This window comes from Limnohabitans sp., assembly GCF_046052825.1.
In the GTDB taxonomy this organism is placed as follows: Bacteria; Pseudomonadota; Gammaproteobacteria; order Burkholderiales; family Burkholderiaceae_C; genus Limnohabitans.
Genome location: NZ_JAVLFP010000037.1, coordinates 21,578 through 44,984, shown reverse-complemented (window position 1 = coordinate 44,984; position 23,407 = coordinate 21,578). Strand labels below are relative to the sequence as shown.

The 23,407-nt window shown below is 59.0% G+C and carries 24 protein-coding genes; 16 read left to right on the top strand and 8 right to left on the bottom strand.

From position 1 onward, the window contains the following. Positions 1 to 2 precede the first annotated feature (2 nt). From ACKWJN_RS06015 to ccmI (ACKWJN_RS05975), 9 genes are all read left to right on the top strand, one after another. Positions 3 to 2,060 (top strand): histidine kinase, encoded by a 2,058-nt coding sequence (locus ACKWJN_RS06015; RefSeq protein ID WP_408595445.1) that lies wholly within the window; start codon positions 3 to 5, stop codon positions 2,058 to 2,060. Next, positions 2,057 to 2,704 carry a response regulator gene (locus tag ACKWJN_RS06010; RefSeq protein ID WP_408595444.1) on the top strand — a complete coding sequence of 216 codons (648 nt, stop codon included), beginning with the start codon at positions 2,057 to 2,059 and terminating at the stop codon, positions 2,702 to 2,704. The genes ACKWJN_RS06015 and ACKWJN_RS06010 overlap by 4 nt, the downstream gene beginning before the upstream one ends. Positions 2,705 to 2,861: 157 nt before the next feature. Then, entirely contained in the window at positions 2,862 to 3,218 is a 357-nt protein-coding gene (locus ACKWJN_RS06005; protein WP_408595443.1) for a c-type cytochrome, read from the top strand. Between the two features lie 17 nt (positions 3,219 to 3,235). Then, positions 3,236 to 4,246, top strand: coding sequence for a DmsE family decaheme c-type cytochrome (locus tag ACKWJN_RS06000; RefSeq protein ID WP_408595442.1), 1,011 nt, complete (start codon positions 3,236 to 3,238; stop codon positions 4,244 to 4,246). 21 nt (positions 4,247 to 4,267) lie between these two features. Beyond that, complete coding sequence (locus ACKWJN_RS05995) at positions 4,268 to 6,649, top strand: MtrB/PioB family decaheme-associated outer membrane protein (RefSeq protein ID WP_408595441.1); 2,382 nt, start codon at positions 4,268 to 4,270, stop codon at positions 6,647 to 6,649. An 89-nt stretch (positions 6,650 to 6,738) separates the two neighbouring features. Next, positions 6,739 to 7,335, top strand: a complete 597-nt coding sequence (locus ACKWJN_RS05990) for a NapC/NirT family cytochrome c (RefSeq protein WP_408595440.1) — start codon at positions 6,739 to 6,741, stop codon at positions 7,333 to 7,335. After that, a complete protein-coding gene (locus ACKWJN_RS05985) occupies positions 7,335 to 9,260 on the top strand; it encodes a heme lyase CcmF/NrfE family subunit (protein WP_408595511.1) in 1,926 nt (641 codons plus the stop codon). The genes ACKWJN_RS05990 and ACKWJN_RS05985 overlap by 1 nt, the downstream gene beginning before the upstream one ends. Position 9,261: 1 nt before the next feature. Beyond that, positions 9,262 to 9,729, top strand: coding sequence for a cytochrome c-type biogenesis protein CcmH (locus tag ACKWJN_RS05980; protein ID WP_408595439.1), 468 nt, complete (start codon positions 9,262 to 9,264; stop codon positions 9,727 to 9,729). Further along, on the top strand, positions 9,726 to 10,934 hold the full coding sequence (gene ccmI, locus ACKWJN_RS05975) for a c-type cytochrome biogenesis protein CcmI (protein WP_408595438.1): 1,209 nt from the start codon (positions 9,726 to 9,728) through the stop codon (positions 10,932 to 10,934). Before ACKWJN_RS05980 ends, ccmI (ACKWJN_RS05975) begins: the two co-directional genes overlap by 4 nt. Before the next feature lie 180 nt (positions 10,935 to 11,114). Here ccmI (ACKWJN_RS05975) and ACKWJN_RS05970 read toward each other — a convergent pair whose 3' ends face one another. Continuing rightward, positions 11,115 to 11,699, bottom strand: a complete 585-nt coding sequence (locus tag ACKWJN_RS05970; RefSeq protein ID WP_408595437.1) for a hemerythrin domain-containing protein — start codon at positions 11,697 to 11,699, stop codon at positions 11,115 to 11,117. 181 nt (positions 11,700 to 11,880) lie between these two features. On the opposite strand from ACKWJN_RS05970, the gene ccmC reads away from it, so the two are divergent. Genes ccmC through ccmI (ACKWJN_RS05935) form a run of 7 tightly spaced genes read left to right on the top strand, consistent with a single transcriptional unit; the run spans position 11,881 to position 17,573 of the window. Next, positions 11,881 to 12,639 (top strand): heme ABC transporter permease CcmC, encoded by a 759-nt coding sequence (gene ccmC, locus ACKWJN_RS05965; RefSeq protein WP_408595436.1) that lies wholly within the window; start codon positions 11,881 to 11,883, stop codon positions 12,637 to 12,639. Further along, a complete protein-coding gene (ccmD, locus tag ACKWJN_RS05960) occupies positions 12,636 to 12,827 on the top strand; it encodes a heme exporter protein CcmD (protein WP_408595435.1) in 192 nt (63 codons plus the stop codon). The genes ccmC and ccmD overlap by 4 nt, the downstream gene beginning before the upstream one ends. Next, positions 12,827 to 13,279, top strand: coding sequence for a cytochrome c maturation protein CcmE (ccmE, locus tag ACKWJN_RS05955; protein WP_408595434.1), 453 nt, complete (start codon positions 12,827 to 12,829; stop codon positions 13,277 to 13,279). The genes ccmD and ccmE overlap by 1 nt, the downstream gene beginning before the upstream one ends. Further along, positions 13,276 to 15,204, top strand: coding sequence for a heme lyase CcmF/NrfE family subunit (locus tag ACKWJN_RS05950; RefSeq protein ID WP_408595433.1), 1,929 nt, complete (start codon positions 13,276 to 13,278; stop codon positions 15,202 to 15,204). The genes ccmE and ACKWJN_RS05950 overlap by 4 nt, the downstream gene beginning before the upstream one ends. Next, a complete protein-coding gene (locus ACKWJN_RS05945) occupies positions 15,201 to 15,779 on the top strand; it encodes a DsbE family thiol:disulfide interchange protein (RefSeq protein WP_408595431.1) in 579 nt (192 codons plus the stop codon). The genes ACKWJN_RS05950 and ACKWJN_RS05945 overlap by 4 nt, the downstream gene beginning before the upstream one ends. Continuing rightward, positions 15,776 to 16,246 carry a cytochrome c-type biogenesis protein CcmH gene (locus tag ACKWJN_RS05940; protein WP_408595429.1) on the top strand — a complete coding sequence of 157 codons (471 nt, stop codon included), beginning with the start codon at positions 15,776 to 15,778 and terminating at the stop codon, positions 16,244 to 16,246. The genes ACKWJN_RS05945 and ACKWJN_RS05940 overlap by 4 nt, the downstream gene beginning before the upstream one ends. Before the next feature lies 1 nt (position 16,247). Beyond that, positions 16,248 to 17,573: a c-type cytochrome biogenesis protein CcmI gene (ccmI, locus tag ACKWJN_RS05935; protein ID WP_408595427.1), complete on the top strand. Its 1,326-nt coding sequence runs from the start codon at positions 16,248 to 16,250 to the stop codon at positions 17,571 to 17,573. A 70-nt stretch (positions 17,574 to 17,643) separates the two neighbouring features. Here ccmI (ACKWJN_RS05935) and ACKWJN_RS05930 read toward each other — a convergent pair whose 3' ends face one another. The 7 genes from ACKWJN_RS05930 to ACKWJN_RS05900 are packed head-to-tail and all read right to left on the bottom strand — an operon-like array spanning position 17,644 to position 23,369. After that, positions 17,644 to 18,240 (bottom strand): LuxR C-terminal-related transcriptional regulator, encoded by a 597-nt coding sequence (locus ACKWJN_RS05930; protein ID WP_408595425.1) that lies wholly within the window; start codon positions 18,238 to 18,240, stop codon positions 17,644 to 17,646. 17 nt (positions 18,241 to 18,257) lie between these two features. After that, positions 18,258 to 19,454, bottom strand: coding sequence for a tryptophan--tRNA ligase (locus tag ACKWJN_RS05925; protein WP_408595420.1), 1,197 nt, complete (start codon positions 19,452 to 19,454; stop codon positions 18,258 to 18,260). Between the two features lie 4 nt (positions 19,455 to 19,458). After that, entirely contained in the window at positions 19,459 to 20,130 is a 672-nt protein-coding gene (locus ACKWJN_RS05920; protein ID WP_408595418.1) for a site-2 protease family protein, read from the bottom strand. A 30-nt stretch (positions 20,131 to 20,160) separates the two neighbouring features. Beyond that, a complete protein-coding gene (locus tag ACKWJN_RS05915; RefSeq protein ID WP_408595416.1) occupies positions 20,161 to 20,799 on the bottom strand; it encodes an L-threonylcarbamoyladenylate synthase in 639 nt (212 codons plus the stop codon). 1 nt (position 20,800) lies between these two features. Then, positions 20,801 to 21,688: a DMT family transporter gene (locus ACKWJN_RS05910; RefSeq protein ID WP_408595414.1), complete on the bottom strand. Its 888-nt coding sequence runs from the start codon at positions 21,686 to 21,688 to the stop codon at positions 20,801 to 20,803. Further along, positions 21,685 to 22,542: a 3',5'-nucleoside bisphosphate phosphatase gene (locus ACKWJN_RS05905; protein WP_408595412.1), complete on the bottom strand. Its 858-nt coding sequence runs from the start codon at positions 22,540 to 22,542 to the stop codon at positions 21,685 to 21,687. Before ACKWJN_RS05905 ends, ACKWJN_RS05910 begins: the two co-directional genes overlap by 4 nt. Continuing rightward, on the bottom strand, positions 22,539 to 23,369 hold the full coding sequence (locus ACKWJN_RS05900; RefSeq protein ID WP_408595411.1) for a TatD family hydrolase: 831 nt from the start codon (positions 23,367 to 23,369) through the stop codon (positions 22,539 to 22,541). The genes ACKWJN_RS05905 and ACKWJN_RS05900 overlap by 4 nt, the downstream gene beginning before the upstream one ends. Positions 23,370 to 23,407: the final 38 nt, after the last annotated feature.

Here is a 23,407-nt window from a genome sequence, read left to right as displayed (position 1 = left end):
TCATGAAGGTCGATCTACGTCGGTTCAAGCTTCAAGCCCAGCCCTCGCAGGCGATAGGGTTTTTTGTGCTCATCACCTTGCTGGCAATTGCGATGTCGGCCGCTGCTTTGCTGTGGGATTTGCGCAAACGTGAGTTGGAACATTCGCGGGTCGAAACCATCAGCATTGCGCGCATGTTCATGGAGCAAACCGAACAAAGTTTCAGTGGCCTAGACACCTTGCTGGTGGGCGTGCAAGAACGCATGCAAAACAACTACGGCAGCCAATTCTCGCTGGACAGTTTGCCGATTCATTTGTTGCTCAACACCCGAGCTTCTGGGGTGCGGCAGGTCAAGTCTTTGTTTGTGGTGGATGCGCAGGGTCAGGTCATCAACTCGTCGCGAGAAATTGCTGCACCTGCCATGTCGGTCCGTGACCGTGCGTATTTCAAAGCGTTTGCTGAAAACCACCAGCAAGGCCTTTTCATTGGCAATCCGCTGCGCAACCGAATCGACAACAGCTGGACGTTGTACATGGCCCGAAGCATTTCGGGTTCAAACGGTGTGTTCAAAGGCGTGTTGGTGGCGGCGGTGGATATCCCGCGTTTTGAGCAGCTCTACAACTTCATGAAGCTTGATTATTTGCGCCCCATCGCGATCTATTTGAGCGACGGCACCTTGGTGGCGAGTTTGCCCCATCGAGAGAACATGATGGGCGAAAAAACACCCGAGCTCAGTGAGGCTGACATTCAGAGTGTGGGTGCCGACGTGACCATGGTTCAGCACCGCAGCGGCGACGGCGCGGTGTATGACTTTGCCTTGGGACGGGTGCAGAAATTCCCCTTGCTGGTGAGTGTCAGCAACGACGAGGAGCAATCGTTGGCGTCGTGGCGTGAAACCGCCGTGCCCATCGGTTTGGGGGCCTTGTTCGTGTGTGTCTTCATTGGCATCGTCGCTGCGGTTTTGGTGCATGAATTGAAACGAGAAGCGGTGTTGAGCGACAAGCTGCGCGATGCCACGGACCGCTACCACCACACGATTGACTCGGTCATGGACGCGGTGGTCGCGGTAGACGAGACACTCTCCATCCGCTTGTTCAATCCAGCCGCTGAGTTGATGTTTGGGTATGCGGCCCCAGACATTCTGGGGCAGCAGCTCTCGGTGCTGATCCCCAAGCGTTCGCGCGCTCAGCACGATGTGCATGTGTCCCGCTTCATGCAGTCACAGGTGTCCTCGCGCACCATGAGTTTGGCGCCCCAGTTGGAGATCACCGGGCTGCGCCGCGATGGCAGCGAGTTTCCGATCGAGTCGACGATTTCACAAACCTGGATCGGTCACCACAAGCAACTCACGGCGGTGCTGCGCGACGTGACACAGCGGCGACGCACCGAGGCCGATTTGCACCAAACCAACCAGCAATTGCGCGAGCTGTCGGCCAAACTGGAAGATGTGCGTGAACAAGAGCGCGCACGCATTGCCCGAGAACTGCATGACGAATTGGGTCAGCAGTTGACCGGTCTGAAATTGGACCTGTCGTGGCTGGCCAATCGCCTCAAAGACGGCCGAGAAGCCAGCCCAGACAAGGTGCTGGAGATGCGCCAGTCCTTGGACGCAGCCATCACGGCGGTACGCCGCATCTCGACGGAACTGCGCCCCTTGATCTTGGATGATTTGGGCTTTGGCGAAGCCGTGACCTGGCAAGTCGCAGAAATTGAAAAACGCAGCGGCTTGAAGGTGCAGCTCGACCTGCCTGCCGCCCCTTGGGTGAAAGATGATGCCCTGGCGACCGCCTTGTTTCGGATAGTTCAAGAGTCCTTGACCAATGTGATCCGCCATGCCCATGCCAGCCGTGTGCTGGTTCGATTGGTCCATGCCGAGGCGGACTTGGTGCTGACGGTCACGGACAACGGCGTAGGCTTGCCCACGCCCCTCAAAGGCGGCGGCATTGGCTTGGTCAGCATGCGTGAACGCGTGGTGGCGCTTGGCGGCGTTTTTTCGATTGCCAACAACAACGAGCACGGCTTGATGGTGAAGGTGGTGGTGCCTTGGCAGGTGCTTGATGCATTGGGAGACACGGCATGACTCTGGAAATTTTGGTGGCCGATGACCACGCCATCATCCGAGATGGCTTGAAAAAAATCTTGGCCGACACCCCCGACCTGTGCGTGGCGGGTGAGGCGTCCAACGGCCACATGGCCTTGGAGATGGTGCGCAGCCGAGATTGGGATGCGGTGGTGTTGGATCTGTCCATGCCTGGGCGCCACGGCTTGGAGTTGCTCAAACTCATCAAGACGGACAAGCCCAAACTGCCCGTGTTGATCTTCAGCATGCACCAAGAGGAGCAATACGCAGTGCGGGCAATCCGCGCTGGCGCCTCAGGTTATTTGTCCAAAGAAGGCGACAGCGACCTGATCGTGCCCGCCATTCGCAAGGTGGCCCAGGGCGGGCGGTTCATCAGTCCCAAAGTGGCCGAGTTGCTGGCCGAAGACACTTTGCTGCACACCAGCAACCCATCGCACACCTTGTTGACCGACCGCGAGTTTGAGGTGTTCAGCCGCTTGGTGCGCGGTGTGAGTTTGACCGAGATGGCCCACGAACTGTCTTTGAGTGTGAAGACCGTCAGCACCCACAAGTCACACATCTTGCTCAAGATGAACATGGGCCACCAAGTCGAGTTGGTGCGCTACGCCATCGACCACAAACTGTTCGATCCTGTGCGCGAGTAATACCAAACAACGCCTTGGCCTAGGAGTTGTCTGATGCCCAACTTCATCCCCCGCCTATAGCCGCCAGAGGGCTGAAAAACCAAAATTTCATCCAAGCACACAGACTTTGCAATCCAAAGCCTGTGTGGGTTTTTCAACCTTTTGATGAGGTGACCAGATGGCACACAAAACACGTTCAGCGATCGCAGCCAGCTTGATTGGCGCTGCTTGCTTGTTTCTCGCTCCCGCTGCTCAGGCCTTGGATGTCGAGGCCGCCAAGGCCTTGGCCAAGCAAAACAACTGCTTGAAATGCCACGCGATTGACAAAGAAAAAGACGGTCCGGCCTACCACAAGGTGGCCGAGAAATACAAAGGCAAGGCCAATGCAGAGGCCCGTTTGATCGAGCACATCACCTCCGGTGAAAAAGCCAAGTTCGCTGATGGCCACGAAGAAGAACACAAGATTGTCAAGACCTCGCCCCCCAAAGACATGGAGCAGATCAAGAACTTGGTGCAGTGGATCTTGGCTCAGTAAAGACATAGGGAACAGAGATGACAACACTTAGAAAACTCTTGACGTCTTGCCTGCTGGTCGCAGGCATGGGGGCTGGGGTCTTGTCCTGGGCCGCAGACAGCAACTTGCCCAACTTAGGGCAAGAAAACAACAAAGCGGCCATAGCCAAAGCGGCGTTGACAAAAGATGCGGTGTGTACCGGATGCCATGACGAAAGTGAAACAGCGCCGGTGTTGTCGCTCTACCAAACCAAGCACGGCGTGCGCGGCGACATACGCACACCCACTTGCCAGTCTTGCCACGGTGCCAGCGACAAGCACGTCAAAGGCGACCCCAACGTCAAGGGACGTGCTGCGCCTGATGTGGTGTTCAAAAAAGGCGCGTTTGCTCAGTCGGGTGACAAAGAACGTTCCGAGCAGTGCTTGACCTGCCACAAAGGCGCCAAGCGCAGCAACTGGGACGGTGCCCAACACCAAAACAATGGCGTGGCTTGCAACAGCTGCCACCAAGTGCACAAGCCCACCGACAAGGTGCTGAACAAAAAAACACAAACCGAGGTGTGCTTCACCTGCCACAAAGAGCAACGCGCTGACAGCAAAAAAATCTCGCACCACCCCATTGAAGAGGGCAAAGTGGTGTGCTCAGACTGCCACAACCCACATGGTTCAACAGGCCCCAAGCTGTTGAAGAAAAACACGGTGACCGAAACCTGCTACCAGTGCCATGCTGAAAAACGCGGTCCGTTTTTGTTCGAACACCAACCTGTGTCTGAAGACTGTGCCAATTGCCACAGCCCCCACGGTTCGAACATTGCGCCCTTGCTGAAATCGCGCCCACCGTTCATGTGCCAAGAGTGCCATGACGGAACACACGCCAGTGGCACCCCCGTTGGCCCCAATGCGGCAGGCTACCAAGGTGGCTTGACCAAAAACAACGCCAGCGGTGTGGCGCAGTACCCCAGCAAAAACATCGTGGGACGCGCCTGTATGAATTGCCACAGCCAAGTGCACGGATCGAACAGTCCTGCTGGTGGCTACCTTCAGCGCTGATGGATGAAATTGGAGATCATGATGAGCTCGCATAAAACCAATCTGAACCGCAGTGTCATGGCCTTGGCTGTGCTCACGGCCCTGACCGCCCTGTCGGCCCGCGCCGACGACGACGAAGCTGCAGCCTTGAAGAAACCCGAGAACACGATTGAATTGGGTGTGCTCGGCGTATCCCAGAGTTCGGCCAAGTTCGGCGAATACTCTGGGCTCAACAAGAGTGGCGCTTACGGCATCGGCAACCTCGATGTGCGCGGAGGCAGTGCGTACGATGAGAACGAAACCGGTGGCACCCAGCGCTGGTCCATCCGGGGCAGCAACTTGGGGCTGAGTTCGCGTGATGCGCAGGCCACGATCAGCGACCAAGGCTCTTGGAATCTGGGGCTTCAATACGATGAGCTTCGGCACAACCTCACCGACAGTTACCAAACCCCTTACTCTGGGGCGATGGGCGGCAATGCCTTCACACTGCCCGGGTTTGGGTTGGTGACCAACGCCAACAATCCCACGCTCACCGGCGGTATCTCGGCCGCTCAGCTGGCCGCGTTCAGAACGATGGACATTGGCACCACGCGTAAAAACACCACCCTGAGTGGCGGCGTGGTGATCGATTCCCACCTCAACTACACCTTTGACTACAACCACCTCGACCAGTCGGGTGCCAAGTTGATGGGCTTTGGTATCGCTGGCGTCAATGGAGCTACCGGCGAGGCCGTGTCCATCTTGCCCATGCCTACCAACTACAGAACGGACAACTACAACGTGGCCATGAATTGGCGTCAAGACGACGCCTACGCCACCCTGTCGATCGTGGGCTCAGTGTTCAGAGACGGCTTTGACAGCGTGCAGTTTCAAAGTTGGGCAGGCGCCAGTGGCATGCAGTTGATGCCCACAGCGCCGAACAACGCGTTCAACCAGGTCAATCTGTCGGGCGGCTACAAGCTCGCACCGCAGACCAAGCTGGCAGCCAATTTTTCTTATGGCGGCGGCTCGCAAAACGTGCCCTTTGTGTCGACCAATGGCTTGTTATTGAACAACAACATTCCCAGCTCATTGAACGGTTCGATCATCAACACGCATGCCGATGCGAAGTTGACCCACCAAGCCAGCCGTGAGTTGCTGATGTCGGTGGCCTACAAATACGACCAGCGCAACAACCAGACGACGTCGAATTTGTACAACTTCACAGCCATCAGCAACAGTGCTTCTCACGCTGTCAATTATCCCAACACGCCGTTGAGTACACGCAAAGAGCAGTTGGAAGTGGCTGGTGACTATCGGTTGACACAGGACCAGTACCTGCGCATGTCGGTCAGCCATGAAAACTACGAGCGGTGGTGCAACAGCTATGCCTCTGGCGGTGGGACGGCTTACACGGCCACCACCAATTGCGTGGTGGCCAAATCCAGCGCCGATGACAAATTGGACGCTACCTACCGCATCAAAACCAACGAGGACACGCATGTGCGCGTGGGCATGGGCTACAGCGACCGAAAAACCATTTCTGATCCCTACGCCTTGCAAGACTTTTTGGGACAAAACGGTGCTGTACCTGGCCCAGTGCCTGCAACAGGAAACACCACGCCCAAAGGACAAAACGCGGGTGACTACTACGGCTTCTACCCTGTTTTCTCGGCTTCTCGTCAGCAGCAGTATGTCAAGGCCAGTGTCAACTGGCAGGCCAACGAGTTGTTGGAGTTGAGCGTCAGTGGCCGCTACAGCGATGACAAATACCCAGACAGCACCTACGGCGTGCAAAATGGCAAGAGCTGGAGCTTGAACCTGGATGCCACCTACAACTACGCTGACAACGGTTCGTTGAATGCCTTTGTCACGCAGCAGTCGCGTCAACGGGACATGACCAATTTGCAGAGCTCAACGGTCGGTAACAAGGCGGCCACTGCCACTGCCCTCAATGTTCCTGCCGTGGCCAGTTGGACCAACAAGTTGACCGACGAAGACTTGACCTTGGGCTTGGGCTTCAAACAAGGCGGCTTGATGGCCGGCAAGTTTGAGTTGGCCGGGGACATGAGTTATTCCTTGGGCAACGCAGGCTACAACACACAGTTGAGCTACGCTGGTGCCACCTTGGGCGTGCCCACGGGCAGCAATATCTTGACCTGCAGAAGTGCGCAAATTTTGTCATGTGGTCAGTTGCCAGACATCCGTTCGACCACCACGCGCTTCAAGCTCACGGGCACCTACCAAGTCGACAAATCTTCCAAAGTGGTGCTGATGTATTTGCAGCAACGCTTGACCAGCAGCGACTACTACTACAACGGCTACCAAGGCCCGGCCAATGCCACGACCCAAGGTAACAACCCCAACACCTTGTTGCCCACGTACCAGACCTCCGGCAGTTACTCTGTCAATGCGTTTGGGGCCAGTTTCATTCACAGTTTTTGACCGACACAGTCCAAGCATTTGCGTGTGATGCGTTTGGAGGGTCCTTCGAGACCCTCACTTTTTAATTGAACTGAGCGGAGTACAACCTCATGGACAACGAACAACCCGGGTTTTTCAAACGCGTGTGGGTCATCTTGAAGAAACCAAGTGCCAAATATTCGCTGATCGCGATCGCCAGCACATCGTTTGTGGCGGGCATTATTTTTTGGGGTGGGTTCAACACCGCCATGGAGATGACCAACACCTTGGAGTTTTGCACCACCTGTCACGAAATGCGTGACACGGTGTACCAAGAGTACAAAGAGACCATCCACTACAGCAACCGCACCGGTGTGCGTGCCATCTGTTCTGATTGCCATGTGCCCAAAGATTGGGTGCACAAAATGATCCGCAAGTCCAAGGCCAGTTTTGAGGTCTGGGGCAAGATCACCGGCAGCATCGACACCAAAGAAAAATTCGAAGCCAAGCGCATGGAGTTGGCGGGTCACGAATGGGAGCGCATGAAAGAAAGCAATTCACGTGAATGCCGCAATTGCCACAACTTTGATGCGATGAGCGCTGAATTGCAAAAACAAACGCCTTACAGAAAGCACATGAAAGCCAAAGAAGAAGGCAAAACATGCATCGACTGTCACAAAGGCATTGCCCATCAATTGCCCAAAGAATACGAAGACCCTGACGAATGATGGTGCCTGAAATGGGGCAATTGGCCCTGGTGGTGGCGCTGTGTGTGGCTTTCATTCAAGGCACGCTGCCCTTGGTCGGTGCGCAGCAGGCTCGACCTGGCTGGGTGGCGTTGGCTCGCCCAGCCGCCCAAGCCCTGTTTGTCGCCATGTCGGTGGCATTTGGTGTGTTGGTCTGGTCCTTTTACAGCAACGATTTTTCGGTCCAGTATGTGGCCGAGCATTCCAATGCCCAGTTGCCCGTGATCTATCGCATCGGTGCTGTCTGGGGTGGCCACGAAGGCTCTCTGCTGCTGTGGGTCTACATGCTGGCGTGTTGGACCTTGGCGGTGGCGCAGTTGTCGCGTCACTTGGACGATGTGACGGTGGCGCGCGTGTTGGGCGTGCTTGGCTTGGTGACCACCGGCTTGCTGTTGTTTGTGCTGTTCACCTCGAACCCGTTTGAGCGTTTGTGGCCCGCACCTGGCAACGGGCGCGATCTCAACCCGCTGTTGCAAGACCCTGGCTTGGTGTTTCACCCGCCCATGCTCTACATGGGCTATGTGGGTTTTTCGGTGGCCTTTGCTTTTGCCATCGCCGCCTTGTTGTCGGGACAGTTGGACGCGGCCTGGGCTCGGTGGTCACGCCCTTGGACCACCGTGGCCTGGTCTTTTTTGACTGCGGGCATTGCCCTGGGTTCGTGGTGGGCGTATGACGAGTTGGGCTGGGGTGGCTGGTGGTTTTGGGATCCGGTCGAAAACGCCTCCTTCATGCCATGGTTGGTGGGAACGGCCTTGCTGCATTCGTTGGCTGTGACAGACAAGCGCGGCAGTTTCAAAAACTGGACGGTGTTGTTGGCCATCAGCGCTTTTTCTTTGTCGCTGTTGGGGACATTCTTGGTGCGCTCGGGTGTGCTGACCTCGGTGCATGCCTTCGCCTCTGACCCGCGCCGTGGGGTGTTCATTTTGATTTTGCTGGCCTTGGTGGTCGGTGCATCGCTCACCTTGTTTGCCGCGCGGGCGCACCAGCACAGCCGTGGGGGATCGTTTGCACTGTTGTCGCGCGAAGCGCTGTTGCTGGTGGGCAATGTGTTTTTTGTGGTGGCCGCTTGCGCCGTGTTGCTGGGCACGGTGTACCCCTTGGTGATGGACGCGCTCAACCTGGGCAAGTTGTCGGTCGGCCCGCCTTACTTCAACACCGTCTTTGTGCCCATCATGTTGCCGGTTCTGGTCTTGATGGCGGTCGGCCCGTTGGCCCCCTGGAAGAATGCCTCGGCGCTTGTGTTACTCAAGCACCTGCGCGTGGCGGCTGTGGCGGCTGTGATCGCCCCCCTGTGGGTGAGGTTGTCCCTCGGTGAGGCCACGGTGATGACCTATGTGGGCATCACGGTGGCTGCTTGGGTGGCCAGCTCGGTGCTCATGCAAGTGGTGCAGCGTGTGCGTGTGGGCCTGCCGCCCGTGGCGTATTGGGGCATGCAGTTGGCGCATGCGGGCATGGCCGTGTTTGTGGTCGGCGTCACTTTGGTGGGGGGCTACCAGCAAGAAAAAGATGTGCGGATGGAGCCGGGCGACACCGCCACCTTGGGGGCTTACCAATTCAAACTGCTGGGCGTTGCGCCAGTCGACGGCCCCAATTACCAGGCCTCGCGTGCGACCTTTGAGGTCAGCCACAACGGGGCAGCGCGCTTGACTTTGTTCCCTGAAAAACGGCGTTACTTTTCATCGGCCATGCCCATGACCGAGGCCGCGATTGATACCGGTGTGACGCGCGACCTGTATGTGTCGCTGGGCGAGTTGCTGGATGGTTCGGCCTGGTCGGTGCGCGTGTTTGTCAAACCCTTTGTCGATTGGATTTGGGGCGGCTGCTTGCTGATGGCCTTGGGGGGCTTGTTGGCGACCCTGGACCGCCGCTACCGTCGCCACACAGCCCGCGTGACGCATGAGGTCTGAGATGCACATGAAGACCCTGGTGGTGGTGGTGTGGTGTCTTTGCACCATGGCCTCGGCTTGGGCCAAAGAGGCCGTGCCATTGGCCGAAGACCCGTTGGTGGAGCTGCGTTTGATCGTGATCTCTGAAGAGATGCGCTGTTTGGTGTGTCAAAACGAGTCTTTGGCTGGCTCGCGCGCCGAGTTGGCGCAAGACCTCAGGCGTGAGCTGCGCGTGTTGATCCAGCAAGGCAAAAGTGATGCGGACATCAAAGCATTCATGGTGGCGCGGTATGGCGACTTTGTTTTGTACCGCCCGCCTGTGAGCCAACGAACTTGGCTGCTTTGGCTGGGACCCTTTGCATTGCTGCTGTGGGCCTTGGTGATGCTGTTGCGCCACCTGCGCACGCTCAAGCCCCTTGAAACGCCCCGCGAGTTGTCTGCCCAAGAGCAGCAGCGGGTGCAGGAATTGATGCAGAAAGATGCGCCATGATTGTTTTTGTTGTTGCCGCGTTGGCCTTGTTCGCTGTGGTGCTGCTGCTGTTGTGCCGCCCTTTCATGGGCAAGCGCACATCGTTGGGCGTGAGCCATGCACACGTCAATGCGCTGGCATACCAAGAACACAGGCGTCGCCTGGACATGGATTTGGCAGAGGGTTCGTTGTCGCCACACGACCATGCGCAGGCCCAGCGCGAGTTGGCCCAGCGCGTGCTCGACGAATCGCACGGTGACCCCTCGGCTGCCCAGGCCTCTTGCCCCACGCCCACACGCACGCTGGTGGCTGTTGGCTTGTGGTTGCCTGTGACGGCCCTGTGTTTGTACCTGTGGCTGGGAACGCCCGAGGCCATCGAGGGGCCTGCCGCAGCCAATTCTGCAGCGGCCCAAGAGGTCGAGCAGATGGTGGCTGGCTTGGTTCAAAAGCTCAAGCTTGACCCCAACAACCCCAAAGGATGGGCCATGTTGGCGCGCTCCTACAAAGTGATGGGTCGCCCGCTGGATGCTGAAAAAGCCTATGCACGTGCAGCGCAGGTGATGCCCTTGGATGCCCAGATGTTGGCGGACTATGCCGATGTGGCGGCCACCAATGCCAATGGCAATTTCGCAGGCAAGCCCGCGGCCTTGATTCAGCAGGCATTGGCGGCTGACCCCAACCATCCAATGGCGCTGTGGCTGGCTGGCACGGCGGCCTTTCGTGCCGAGCGTTACACCGAGGCGATTCAAACCTGGACCCGCTTGCAGGCGCTGTTGCCGCCAGATTCGGACGACGCGCAAACCTTGGTCGACGCGATCCAAGAGGCGCGCGACAGCGGCGGCACCTGGACAGCGCCCGTCGCGGCGCTGGCGCTCAAATCCGCCGTCAAGATCGAGGGTGTGGTGGAGTTGGGCCGAGGGCTGCAGGGCAAGGTGCTGCCCACGGATGTGTTGATGGTCATTGCCCGTCGACCTGGTGAGCGCATGCCGCTGGCGGTGTTTCGCTCCAAGGTGGCGGACTTTCCGCAAGCCTTTGTGATCGATGACAGCCTGCGCATGGGTGAAGGCGCGAGCTTGTCGGCCCATCCGAAGATCGAATTGGAGGCGCGTGTCTCCAAGTCAGGCCAAGCCAAACCCCAATCGGGGGACTTGTATTCAGCCACCACACCGACGGTCACGTCGGCCAAGTCCAAGTTGAACTTGCGCCTGGACGCGGTTCGTCCTTGACGTGTCAGCGCCCGTCGCGCTGAGTGGACCTGGTCAGATGTGGGCGGCCAGTTACCTGAGACGGTGCATCATGTGCAAGGACAAATCCCGGGCCTCCATGTGGTTCGGGTGGCGACTCAGGATGCGATGCGCCAAGGGTAAAAACGCTCGCTCTTCAAAACGGGCGTGGTGTGGTGGATGTCAATGGCGCCCCAGTCCGATGGGTTCGGGTGCATTCATGGTGATGCGTGTGAACAATCGGTCGTACAAGGGCTCATGGGGGTATTTGCCGGTGAGCGGGTCGGCGTTGGTTTCAAACGCAGCATCCAAGGCCGCCCAGTCTTCGTCGGTCAAGACCTTGAGGGCTTCCGGGATCACCACGGTTTCTTCCACTTGCATGTGCTGCACATAGAAGTCTAAAAATGTGTTTGTGGCGTGTTCGAGGGCTGGGCGTCTGGATTCCCCCAGCAATTCCCAAGCCAGCAACAGGTGCTGGAGTTCTCGCACATGGGACTCACCCTTGGCATGGTCTTTTTCCAGTTGCTGGATCACCACTTGGCAGTGGGGTGAACGTTTGGCGACTGGAGGAAACAAGAGCGCAGACTCTTTGGTGTGGTGCAAGCGCTCTGGAAACTCGTCGATGTAGAACAGCATGGCGCGCAGCACATCGAAAAACATTTCAGGCTGGTCTTTGGGGCCTCGCTTGAGCATCATGCGCAAAGACTGCAGCATGGCAGACAAGGCGGCGTGTTCTTCGCGGATGATTCGAATACTGGGGTGGTTCATGGGGGTGTCTCCTGGTGTCTTTTGGGCGGTGATTTCAGAATCGCACGGACCCAAGCATTCCGAGTTGATCCAAGTCAACAGATGTCTTGGCAGGGTCATCCCTTTGTCTCGTGATGGACAGGTGGCAAGTGCGTAAAATCGGTTCACTGACACAGCGTTCACAGCGCGCAAAGACACATCGGTGATACATCCCACGCGAACCGGCATCCACTGGTTTTATTACGCTGCTCCGCAGACTTTTTATGGCTTGGCAGCTCGCCTGTGGCCTGGGTGCGCCGTCTTGGCCAGCGCCTTGTTGGCGGCAGGCCTCTGGCTGGGCTTCATGGTGGCGCCCACCGATTTCCAGCAAGGCGAGGGCTACCGCATCATCTTTGTCCATGTCCCCGCATCGTGGATGTCGATGGTGATTTACCTGGCCATGGCGTTTTGGAGCGTGCTGGGGCTGACCTTCAACACCCGCTTGTCGGGCATGATGACCCGCGCCTTGGCGCCCACTGGGGCCTTGTTCGCGTTTCTGTCCTTGTGGACCGGTGCGCTGTGGGGCAAGCCGATGTGGGGCGCTTGGTGGGTGTGGGATGCGCGCTTGACCTCAGAGCTGATTCTTTTCTTTTTGTACCTCGGCTACATCGCCTTGACCTCGGCCATCGACGACACCCGTCGGGGCGACCGCGCTGGCGCGCTGGTGGCCATCGTGGGGGCGATCAATGTGCCGATCATTTATTTCTCGGTGAAATGGTGGAACACCTTGCACCAAGGCGCGTCGGTGTCCTTGACCAAATCGCCCACCATGGCCGCGGTCATGCTGTGGGCCATGTTGCTGATGGCTTTGGCTTTTTGGTTGTACACCTTGGCGCTGGTGCTGTACCGCGTGCGCACCTTGATCTTGCAGCGTGAACGCCACGCCGCGTGGGTGCAAGACTTGGCGGAGGTGCAGCCATGACCTGGAACAGTTGGGCTGATTTTTGGGCCATGGGTGGCTATGCGGTGTATGTCTGGGGCAGCATGGGCATGACCTTTGGCTTGTTGGCCCTGGAAGTGTTGCAAGCGCGTTGGGCGCGGGCCCAAGTTCTGGCGCAGTTGCGCGCCGAACGTGTCTTGGCCGAATTACCCGCAGAGGATGTGCTTTGATGAAACCCAGAACCCAACGCTTTGCCCTGATTGCCGCAGGCATCGTGGTGCTCGCCGCGGCTGCTGCTTTTGTGTTGAATGCTTTTCAAAGCAACTTGGTGTTCTTTTTCACGCCGACCCAAGTCAGCCAAGGTGAAGCCCCCAAGGGCCGTATGTTCCGTGCCGGTGGCATGGTGAAAGACGGCAGTTTGCAACGCGATGGCAACACGGTGCAGTTTGTCATCACCGACACCGCGCAAGACATGACCGTGACCTATGTCGGTCTGTTGCCCGACCTGTTCAAAGAGGGCCGCGGCGTGGTGGCGCAAGGCAAGCTGGGTGAGGACGGTGTGTTTGTGGCCAGCGAGGTGTTGGCCAAGCACGACGAAAACTACATGCCGCCCGAAGCCAAGCACGCCTTGGACCAAGCGGCTGCGGCGAAGGCTGCGCAATCGGTGAAAGTGACCCCATGAACGCTGAGTTTGGACATTTCGCCTTGATTCTGGCGGCGGTGGTGGCCCTGCTGCAAGGTGTGCTGCCTTTGCTGGGCACGTATGTGCGCGGCACGCAGATGCAAATCACCTTGCAAAGCTTGGCGCGCCCCACGGCGACCTTGCAGTTCGTGTTGGTGGCGCTGGCTTTTGGTGCCTTGGCGGCGTGTTTTTTGAACAACGATTTTTCGGTGCAGTACGTGGCACAACACTCCAACTCGTTGTTGCCCAAGCCCTACCAGTTGGCTGCGGTCTGGGGCGGCCATGAAGGCTCGCTGTTGTTGTGGGTGTTGCTGCTGGCGTTGTGGTCGGTGGCCGTGGCGATGTTCTCGCGCAGTTTGCCGCTGGACATGGTGGCCCGGGTGCTGAGCGTGTTGGGGTTGATTTCGGTAGGCTTTTTGCTGTTCATCTTGACCACCTCCAACCCGTTTGAGCGCTTGTTGCCTGCCGCCTTGGATGGCCGTGACCTCAACCCCTTGCTGCAAGACCCCGGTTTGGTGATCCACCCGCCCATGCTCTACATGGGCTATGTGGGCATGTCGGTGGCATTTGCCTTTGCCGTGGCGGCCTTGCTCAGTGGGCGACTCGACGCCGCATGGGCGCGCTGGTCGCGTCCCTGGACCGTGATTGCCTGGACTTTTCTGACCTTTGGCATTGGCCTGGGTTCGTGGTGGGCGTATTACGAACTGGGCTGGGGCGGGTGGTGGTTTTGGGACCCGGTCGAAAACGCCTCGCTGATGCCTTGGTTGGTGGCCACTGCTTTGATCCATTCCCTCATGGTGACGGAGAAGCGCGGCAGCTTCAAAGCCTGGACGGTGTTGCTGGCGATTGCCGCGTTTTCGCTCTCGCTGCTGGGCACGTTCTTGGTTCGCTCTGGGGTGCTGACTTCGGTGCACGCCTTTGCGTCAGACCCCAAGCGCGGTGTTTTTGTGCTGATCTTCTTGGCGGTGGTGGTGGGTTCTTCGCTGACCTTGTTTGCCTGGCGCGCACCGCGTGTGACCTTGGGTGGCCGCATGAACTTGGTCTCGCGCGAGTCGTTCTTGCTGGCCAACAGTGTGTTGTTGGTGGTGGCCACAGCAGCCGTGCTGTTGGGCACGCTGTACCCCTTGATCATTGACGCCTTGAACTTGGGCAAGTTGTCGGTGGGCCCGCCGTATTTCAATGCCGTGTTTGCGCCGCTGTTGGTGCCGGTGGTGTTCTTGATGATTCCGGGTTCGATCTCACGTTGGCGTGAGGCGCATGTGGCCGAGCTGGCGCATCAGCTGCGCTTCACCGCTGCCGGTGCCTTGGCGGTGGCCTTGGTCTGGCCTTACTTTTTGGGCGACTGGTCGGCGGGCACCGTGTTGGGGTTTTTCTTGGGCGCGTGGGTGGCCTTAGGGACCGCGCAACAAGTGATCGAACGCGTGCGCAAACCGGGGCGCATCGGGCTGTCTTTTTGGGGGCAGCAAGTGGCCCACTTTGGCATGGCGGTGTTGGTGATGGGCGTCACCGGCGTCAAGTCGTACGAGGTGGAGCGCGATGTGCGCATGCACGTGGGCGATGTGGTGACGATTGCGCCCTACACCTTCCGTTTGGCCCAACTCAACGAAGTGCTGGGGCCCAACTACAAGGCTGTGCGCGCCGATGTGCAAGTGCTGCGCGATGGCCAGGTGGTGGAGGTGATGCAGCCCGAGAAGCGCCGCTATTTCTCCTCGGCCATGCCGATGACCGAAGCAGCCATTGACTCGGGTTTCATGCGTGATTTGTATGTGTCCTTGGGTGACGCGCTGGACGATGCACGCACCGAGTGGAGCATGCGCGTGTACTACAAACCCTTTGTGCCGTGGCTGTGGGGCGGGGTGTTGTTGATGGTGTTGGGCGGCGTGTTGGCCGCCTTGGACCGCAGATACCGCAAGGTCCAAGCATGAAAAAATTCCTGATTCCTTTGGGGTTGTTTCTTGGCCTGGTGATTTTTTTAGCCATCGGTTTGAACCGTGACCCGCGCGAAATCCCATCGCCTTTGATCAACAAGCCCGCGCCAGAATTCAGCTTGCCCACCTTGAACGGTGACACGCCGTTTTCTCCTGCCGACATGCGCGGCAAGGTGTGGATGTTCAACGTCTGGGCCACATGGTGTGTGGCGTGTCGCGAAGAGCATCCGGTGCTGGTGGCCTTTGCCCAAAAGTACAGCGTGCCCATCGTGGGTTTGAGCTACAAAGAAATCCAGCCGCAAGACGAGGCCGCCAAACAGAGCCTCGACATCAAACTGCAAGTCGCGCGCGAGCGCAGCCAGGTGTGGCTCAAACGTCATGGCAACCCCTACGTCAACTCGGTGATGGACTTGGATGGCCGTGTGGGCATTCACTACGGCGTGTATGGCGTGCCCGAGACCTACATCATCGACAAAGAAGGTGTGATTCGCTTCAAGCATGTGGGCGCGGTGACCCCTGCTTTGCTGGCTGAAAAAATCATGCCGCTGATCGAGACCCTGAACAAATCATGAACTTGCTGCAACGTTGTTGGCTTGGCTTGGCCTGTGGTGTGGCCGCCTTGAGTGCGCATGCCCAAACCGGGCCTGAGGCCGCGCCGCTGGCCCAAGACCCGGTGGTCGAGGCCCGGTTGGTGGTTTTGTCGCAAGAACTGCGCTGCTTGGTGTGTCAAAACGAATCCTTGGCGTCGTCACAGGCCGAGTTGGCCGATGACTTGCGTCGCGAAGTGCGCGATCTGATTCGACAAGGCAAGTCCGACCCAGAGGTGAAAGATTTTTTGGTGTCCCGCTATGGCGACTTTGTGCTCTACCGCCCCGAGGTCAAACCCTTGACCTGGGTGCTGTGGTTTGGCCCATTTGTGTTGTTGCTGGTGGCGCTGGTCCTGCTCGGTCGCTATGTGCAAGAACGCCGACTGCAGATCAAACCCCAGACCCTCAGCGACGAAGAACGCGCCCGTGCTGAACAACTGTTGAAAGGCTGATGTGACGCCCGCTCTTGTTTTCATCTTGGCTGCCACCGGCTTGACCTTGCTGGTTGTGGCGGTGTTGTGCGTGGCGCTGTGGCGCGGTGCTTTGGCTGGCGCTCGCGCAAACAGGGGGGGCACACCTGCGGACCAGCAAGACCTGCCGACCCAGGCCAATGCCGCGGTCTACCGTGACCAGTTGTTGGATTTGGAACGCGAACATGCCTTGGGTCGCCTGAGCGATGAAGAGCTGCAAGTTGGCCGAGATGAGCTGACCCAACGTTTGCTGGAAGACGTGGGCCCCGTGCCGGTGATGCCGGCCGACAACACAGGCGTGGATGGCATGGCCTCCTCACACGAGACCCGCCTGCGCAAGCCGTGGTGGCTGATGTTGAGCGTGATCTTCTGCGTGCCGGTTTTGTCGATGGGCATGTACAGCGTCTTGGGTGAGCCCCAAGCCCTCGACCCATTGGCGGCTCAGCAAGGCATGGGCAACGAGGGTGACGTCACCCCAGAGAAGCTGGTGGCCATGGCCACCGCCTTGACCCGGCGTTTGCAAGATGAGCCCAACCAAGTCGATGGCTGGGTCATGCTGGGGCGGGTCCAGCGCGCTCTGGGCCGCTATGGTGAGGCCGATGAAGCCTTGCGCCGTGCACTGGCGCTCAGCCAAGACGACAACGTGTGGATCGAGCGTGCCGAAGTCTTGGCGCAAAAAAATGGCGGCAACTTTGCCGGTGAGCCCTGGGCCATCATCCAACGCGTTTTGACCGCTGACCCGCACCAACTCAACGCCCTTTTGCTGGCTGGCAGTGCCTCGTATGCCGAAGACAACTTCCGATCTGCGCTGCGTTTTTGGGAGCGTGCCCGTGAAGAAGTGTCGCCCGATTCACCCGATGCGCCTGAACTCGACCGCGCCATTGCCGAGGCCCGCAGCAAGTTGGGCTTGCCGCCGGCGCTGCCACGTGCCGACAGCGTGAGCGAGCGCGATGCGGCCATTCAGGCCTCGAGCATCAGTGGCCGGGTGAGTTTGGTGAGCGAGTTGGCGGGCAAGGTGGCCCCCACCGACACCGTGTTTGTGTACGCCACACCCGTGACGGGGTCGCGCATGCCGCTGGCCATTGTGCGCACCACCGCGGCCAAGTTGCCTTTTGACTTTGTGCTCGACGACAGCACGGCGATGAATCCAGCCGCCAAGCTGTCAGATGCGCAGGAGGTGACGGTGCGGGTGCGCATTTCCAAGAGCGGCCAAGCCACCCAGCAGGCCGGAGATTTGGGCGTGAGTGTGAGCCCTGTCAAGCCGGGCAGCACAGGGCTGAATTTGATGGTGCGCGACGCCTTGCGTTGATCGTTGCTTGAAACCGTCAAAACAAAAGCCGCTCCATGGAGCGGCTTTGTGTTGGGGTGAGGGTTGTGGCTTACAGCAAACCGTTCATGCGTGCAAAGTGCAGCGTCTGGGTGCGACTCTTGACATTCAAGCGACGGAACAAACGCCAGAGGTGAACTTTGACCGTGTGCTCGCTGATGTCGAGTTCGGTGGCAATGTCGCGGTTGCTCAAGCCCCGGTCGAGCATGATGATCAATTGTTTTTGACGCTTGGACAGCTTGGTGTCGCCTGCGACCACGATGTCTTCGTCGGGGGTGCCGTCCGCTGCAGCAAACAGACCTTGGATGGCCGCAGAGATGTCATTGGCAGGTGTGGATTTCTCGATGTACAGATCGGCACCCGCTTCGATGCAGGTTTCTTCGGCTTCACCGGCGGGCATGGACGAGATCACCACCAAGGGCACATCGCCATACATGCCTTTGACTTCGCTCACGGCGGTGGTGCCCTTGACGCCGGGCAGCAACAAGTCCAGCACAAACAACTCGGGAGCTCCGTTTTTGATGATGGCGGCTTGCAGCTCGCTGAACTTTTCCAGCTCCACCACTTTGGCGGCTGGCTTCATGCGCCGCAGCAGCATGGCGATGGCTTGGCGCACCAGGGGGTGGTCATCGATGATGTACAAACTCATTTTTTTCTCTCCTGCTTTCAGTAGTTCAGCCCGATGGCTTCGCGCACGTCGCGCATGGTTTCTCTCGCGGTGATACGTGCTTTTTCAGTACCTGCGTCCACGATATCACGAACTATTTTAGGGTGAGTCACGTAAGGCTCTGCGCGTTCGAGCATGGGTTGCTGTTCTAGCAAGATGGCGTCGATGATGGGTTGCTTGCATTCCAAGCAGCCAATGCCCGCGCTGGTGCAGCCCTGGGACACCCATTGGCGTTGCCCTTCGTTGCTGTAAACCAAGTGAAATTGCCACACCGGACATTTCTCAGGGTTACCCACGTCGGTGCGTTTCATGCGCGCCGGGTCGGTGGGCATGCGTTTGACTTTGTGCTCAATGCTGGCTCGGTCTTCGCGAATGGCAATGGCGTTGTTGTAGCTCTTGCTCATCTTGGCGCCATCCAGGCCCGGCAGTTTGCTGGCTTCGGTGAGCAAGATTTGCGGCTCAGGCAGCACGATCTTGCCGGTGCCCTTGAAGTAGCCCTCTAGGCGCTCGCGGTCCTCGGCCAACAACTCAGGCGCGCTGGCGAGGTAGCCCAAGGCGCCTTCCATGGCTTTGGCATCGCCGCTTTCTTGGTAGGCCTTGCGGGACTTTTCCAAGCGTTTGACGCTGTCTTTGGGCAGTTTGGCCAGGCTGGTTTGGATTTTGTCCTCGGCGTTGATTTCGCGTCCGTACAAATGGTTGAAACGGCGTGCTGCTTCGCGGGTCAACTCCACGTGGCTGGCTTGGTCTTCTCCGACCGGCACGTACTTGGCTTTGTAGATCAAGATGTCCGCCGCTTGCAGCAAGGGGTAACCCAAGAAGCCGTAGGTGGTCAGGTCTTTGTCTTTGAGCTTTTCTTGTTGGTCTTTGTAGGTGGGCACACGTTCCAACCAGCCCAGCGGTGTGCCCATGGCCAAGAGCGTGAACAACTCGGCATGTTCGGGAATACGGCTTTGCAAAAACAAGGTGCACTGGTTCGGGTCGAGGCCGGTGGCCAACCAATCGATCACCATCTCGTAGACGTTTTTCTCGATCACCTCACGGCTGGCGTAGTGCGTGGTCAAGGCGTGCCAATCGGCGACGAAAAAATAACAATCCATCTGCGACTGCAGACGGACCCAGTTTTTCAAGGCGCCGTGGTAGTGGCCCAAATGCAAAGCACCCGTGGGGCGCATGCCGGAGAGAACGCGTTCTTTCATGAGATCAAGGCTTCAGTAAAAATTCAAGAGGACTCAACAGGAGCGACAAGGCAAACAGGGTCCACTTCATCAAGGGCCCCATCCAGTAATCGTTGAGTGCGTGAAAGGCCACCAAGGCCAGCACGATGTACATGCCGTAAGGCTCTACCTTGGAGAGCCACACGGCCTGCCGCCATGGCAGCAAGCCCACCAGCACCCGACCGCCGTCGAGCGGGGGCAGGGGGAACAGGTTGAAGACAAACATCGAGACATTGACCACCACGCCTGCCAAGGCCATTTTGACGAAATAGGCTTCGGTCACGCCCAAGATGTTGAGCAGGTAAAACGCCAGCAGCCAGACGAAGGCCTGGATGAAGTTGATGGCGGGGCCAGCCAGCGAGACCCAGATCATGTCGCGCTTGGGGTGGTAAAGGCGGCCAAAATTCACCGGCACGGGACGCGCGTAGCCAAACAAAAAAGTGCCGCCAGTGACGACGTAGAGCACGGCCGGAATCACGATCGTGCCCATCGGGTCGATGTGCGGCATGGGGTTCAAGGTGACCCGGCCCATCATCCAGGCGGTGTTGTCACCCAAGCGGTGGGCCACATAGCCATGGGCTGCTTCATGCAAGGTGATGGCAAAAATCACCGGCAAGGCGTAGATCAGGACGGTTTGAATCAGGTCAGGAAAATTCACACAACCATTGTCGCATCGAATACTTGCGTGTTAACCCATGCCCAAGGCATTCAAGGGCCCGCGGCCCTGGCGAATCAAGGCAGGGTCACCGCCGCCGTCCATGGGGGTGAGGTCGACCACGGTGGTGGGTTCCAAGGGGCACGCGCCGGCATCGATCACAGCGGCCAAGTCGTGTTCAAAACGCTCGCGGATGGCTTGCGGGTCGTTCATTGGATCGGTCTCGCCCGGCGCAATCAAGGTGGTGGCCAACAAAGGGGCGCCATGGAGCTCCAGCAAGTCGAGCAGGCAGCGGTTTTGCGGCACCCGCAGGCCAATGGTTTTGCGTTGCGGATGGCTGACCCGACGCGGTACCTCTTTGGTGGCTTCCAAGATGAAGGTGTAGGCCCCGGGCGTGGCCGCTTTGAGCAAGCGGTACTGGCGGTTGTCGACCCGGGCATAGTTGGCCAATTCGGACAGGTCACGGCACATCAGGGTCAGGTGGTGTTTGTCGTCGACTTGACGCATGCGCCGCATGTGTTCAACCGCGGCTTTGTCGTCGAGGTGGCAGACCAAGGCGTAACTCGAGTCGGTGGGCACGGCCACCACACCGCCGCGGGCCAGCAGGGCCACCGCTTGTTTGAGCAAGCGTGGTTGTGGGTTGTCGGGGTGAACTTGGAGGAACTGTGCCATCTCAAGGGGTGCGGTGTTCGTGGTGGCTGAGCACGGCAGCGCCAATGCCACACAGGGCGATCAGCAGCATGCCCATGCGGGCCCACAGGTCTGGCACATGGGCAAACACCAGCCAGCCTGCGAACGTGGCGAAGGCGATGCCACTGTATAGAAAGGGGCTCACGCTGGCAGCGGGCGCACGCGAAAAAGCCAAGATCAAAAGGTAATGGCCCAAAGTGCCAGCACAGCCCACCAGCACCATCAGCTCCCATTCAAACTGGGTGAGATCGGTGGTCCACGCGCCCCACAGCACCAAGACCGAGGCGATGATGGCACCGACCCACCCGGTGTACAGGTGCATGGTGACAGGGCTCTCGGTTTTGGCCATGTGGCTGGTCAAAATTTGGAAGACCGCATTCGAGACCACCAAGCTCAGTGGCAACCACGCGTGGCTGGTGTCTAGGCTGCCTCCCGGGCGCACGATCAACAAGGCCCCCACCAAACCGCCACTCACAAACAACCAACGCAGCCATGACACCTGTTCTTTCATCACGAAACGCGCCAAGGCGGTCACCACCAAGGGCGTGAGCATGACAAAGGCGGTGAACTCGGCCACCGGCATGTAGCGCAAACTGGTAAATCCCAGCACGCTGCACATCAGCAGCAACAAGCCGCGCAGCATTTGGAGCCGAATGTTGTGGGTTTGAAACAGGGTCATGCCATGGCGTGGCCACATCACGGCGGTGCTGGCCACGGCTTGGAAGGCATAGCGAAACCACAGCACCATCAGCAAGGGCACGCTGGCGATCAAAAACTTGTTGGTGGTGTCCAGCACGGCAAAGCAGGCCATGGCCAAGACGGCATAAGCGATACCCGCGAGTGGCAGCGGTTGCCGCGCGGTCGAACTCATTGAATGCGGTGGGCCAACAACTCCCACACAGGGGTGAGTTGGCCGGGCAACCAAGGCAAGGTGCCGAGGTCGATGCGGCTTTCGTCGGGGCTGTGAAAGTCGCTGCCTCGCGAGGCCACCAAATTGAACTCGCGCGCCATGTCGGCGTATTTCACATACTCGGGCGGGGTGTGGCTGCCAGTGACGACTTCGACACCTTGTCCGCCGTGGGCTTTGAACTCGCTGAACAAAGCAAACTCTTCGTTGGCCGTGAAGTTGTAGCGTCCCGGGTGGGCAATCACGGCCACGCCTTGGCCCTCGGTGATCCATTGCACCGCTTCTTTGAGGCTGGCCCAGCGGTGCGGCACAAAACCGGGTTTGCCGTCGGTCAAGTAATGGCGGAACACCTCGGAGGTGTCTTGGCAGACGCCCGACTCCACCAAGTGGCGGGCAAAGTGGGTGCGAGAAATCAGTTCTGGGTTGCCCACGTATTTGAGCGCGCCTTCGAAGGCGCCGTGGATGCCCACCCGGGCCAAGCCTTGCGACATTTCTTGCGCACGTTCGCTGCGACCGCCACGGGTGCGGCGCAGTCCCTCGACGATGCGTGGGTCTTGGGCATCAAACCCCAGCCCCACGATGTGCACGGTTTGACCTGCAAAGGTCACAGAAATTTCGGTGCCCGTGAGGTACTTCATGCCGTGCGCTTTGGCGGAAGCCGCCGCACGCTGTTGTCCCCCGACCTCGTCGTGGTCGGTCAAGGCCCACAACTCGACGCCGTTGGCATGTGCCCGTGCCGCCAGGGCTTCGGGTGTGAGTGTGCCGTCCGACACCACGGAGTGGCAGTGCAAATCGGCGTTCAAGATGGAGGTGCTCACAGGTTCAATTGTAGGCGGGGCAGGGCCGCCAAGGCATTGGCGCGCGAGGCCTGGGCCAACTCCGCCAAAGGGATGCCACGCAAGTCGGCCAGCACCTGCGCGATGCGAGGCAACTCGCCCGGGCTGTTGCGGCCTTGGGGCTGCCCGGCACTTCGTTGCTCGGCGGTGGTGTAAAGCCAGTCGGGCGCAATGTCGGGCGCGTCTGTTTCGAGCACGATGGCCGACAACGGCAATTCGGTGGCCAAGCGGCGCAGTTGCAAGGCGCGCTCAAAGGTGAGCGCGCCGCCAAAGCCCAATTTGAACCCCAGGGCGATGAACGCATGGGCTTGTTGCAGGCTGCCGTTGAAGGCGTGCGCAATGCCACCTTGCACCGGAATGTCACGCAGGCCCTTGAGCAGCTTGTCCGCCGATCGACGCACATGCAAGATGACCGGCAGTTGGTGAAGCTGCGCCAAGCGGAGCTGCGCGCGGTAGAAGTGTTCTTGTGTGGCCCATGCAGACGGCGTGTTGAGTGCCGGCACAAAACCATCCAAGCCCACTTCGCCCACGGCGACCAAGCGCGTGTCTGCGCGGTGCGCCTGCAAGGCGAGGTCGAGTTGCTCTAGATCTTTCAGCGAAGCTTGGGGCGTGTACAGCGGGTGGATGCCCAAGGCATAGGCATCGTGGTGGGCATGCGCCAGCTGGCGCACGGCATCAAAGTTGGCCACTTGCACCGCAGGTACAACACAACAGCCCACCCCTTGGGCCCGCGCTTGCTCTCGCACAGGCGTGCGGTCTGTGTCAAATTCAGCCGCGTCGAGGTGGCAGTGGGTGTCGATCCAAAACATGGTGCTTGAATTATCCCGCTCACCCAGGGCGGGCCGAG

Coding starts and splice junctions, on each gene's coding strand:
- ACKWJN_RS05930 (WP_408595425.1), bottom strand. CDS start 18,240: ATGAGTTTGTACATCATCGATGACCACCCCCTGGTGCGCCAAGCCATC.
- ACKWJN_RS05990 (WP_408595440.1), top strand. CDS start 6,739: ATGGACAACGAACAACCCGGGTTTTTCAAACGCGTGTGGGTCATCTTG.
- ACKWJN_RS05915 (WP_408595416.1), bottom strand. CDS start 20,799: ATGGCACAGTTCCTCCAAGTTCACCCCGACAACCCACAACCACGCTTG.
- ACKWJN_RS06005 (WP_408595443.1), top strand. CDS start 2,862: ATGGCACACAAAACACGTTCAGCGATCGCAGCCAGCTTGATTGGCGCT.
- ccmD (WP_408595435.1), top strand. CDS start 12,636: ATGACCTGGAACAGTTGGGCTGATTTTTGGGCCATGGGTGGCTATGCG.
- ACKWJN_RS05940 (WP_408595429.1), top strand. CDS start 15,776: ATGAACTTGCTGCAACGTTGTTGGCTTGGCTTGGCCTGTGGTGTGGCC.
- ACKWJN_RS06015 (WP_408595445.1), top strand. CDS start 3: ATGAAGGTCGATCTACGTCGGTTCAAGCTTCAAGCCCAGCCCTCGCAG.
- ACKWJN_RS05900 (WP_408595411.1), bottom strand. CDS start 23,369: ATGTTTTGGATCGACACCCACTGCCACCTCGACGCGGCTGAATTTGAC.
- ACKWJN_RS05980 (WP_408595439.1), top strand. CDS start 9,262: ATGCACATGAAGACCCTGGTGGTGGTGGTGTGGTGTCTTTGCACCATG.
- ccmE (WP_408595434.1), top strand. CDS start 12,827: ATGAAACCCAGAACCCAACGCTTTGCCCTGATTGCCGCAGGCATCGTG.
- ACKWJN_RS05995 (WP_408595441.1), top strand. CDS start 4,268: ATGAGCTCGCATAAAACCAATCTGAACCGCAGTGTCATGGCCTTGGCT.
- ACKWJN_RS05925 (WP_408595420.1), bottom strand. CDS start 19,454: ATGAAAGAACGCGTTCTCTCCGGCATGCGCCCCACGGGTGCTTTGCAT.
- ACKWJN_RS05950 (WP_408595433.1), top strand. CDS start 13,276: ATGAACGCTGAGTTTGGACATTTCGCCTTGATTCTGGCGGCGGTGGTG.
- ACKWJN_RS05910 (WP_408595414.1), bottom strand. CDS start 21,688: ATGAGTTCGACCGCGCGGCAACCGCTGCCACTCGCGGGTATCGCTTAT.
- ACKWJN_RS05970 (WP_408595437.1), bottom strand. CDS start 11,699: ATGAACCACCCCAGTATTCGAATCATCCGCGAAGAACACGCCGCCTTG.
- ACKWJN_RS05985 (WP_408595511.1), top strand. CDS start 7,335: ATGGTGCCTGAAATGGGGCAATTGGCCCTGGTGGTGGCGCTGTGTGTG.
- ccmI (WP_408595438.1), top strand. CDS start 9,726: ATGATTGTTTTTGTTGTTGCCGCGTTGGCCTTGTTCGCTGTGGTGCTG.
- ACKWJN_RS06010 (WP_408595444.1), top strand. CDS start 2,057: ATGACTCTGGAAATTTTGGTGGCCGATGACCACGCCATCATCCGAGAT.
- ACKWJN_RS06000 (WP_408595442.1), top strand. CDS start 3,236: ATGACAACACTTAGAAAACTCTTGACGTCTTGCCTGCTGGTCGCAGGC.
- ACKWJN_RS05945 (WP_408595431.1), top strand. CDS start 15,201: ATGAAAAAATTCCTGATTCCTTTGGGGTTGTTTCTTGGCCTGGTGATT.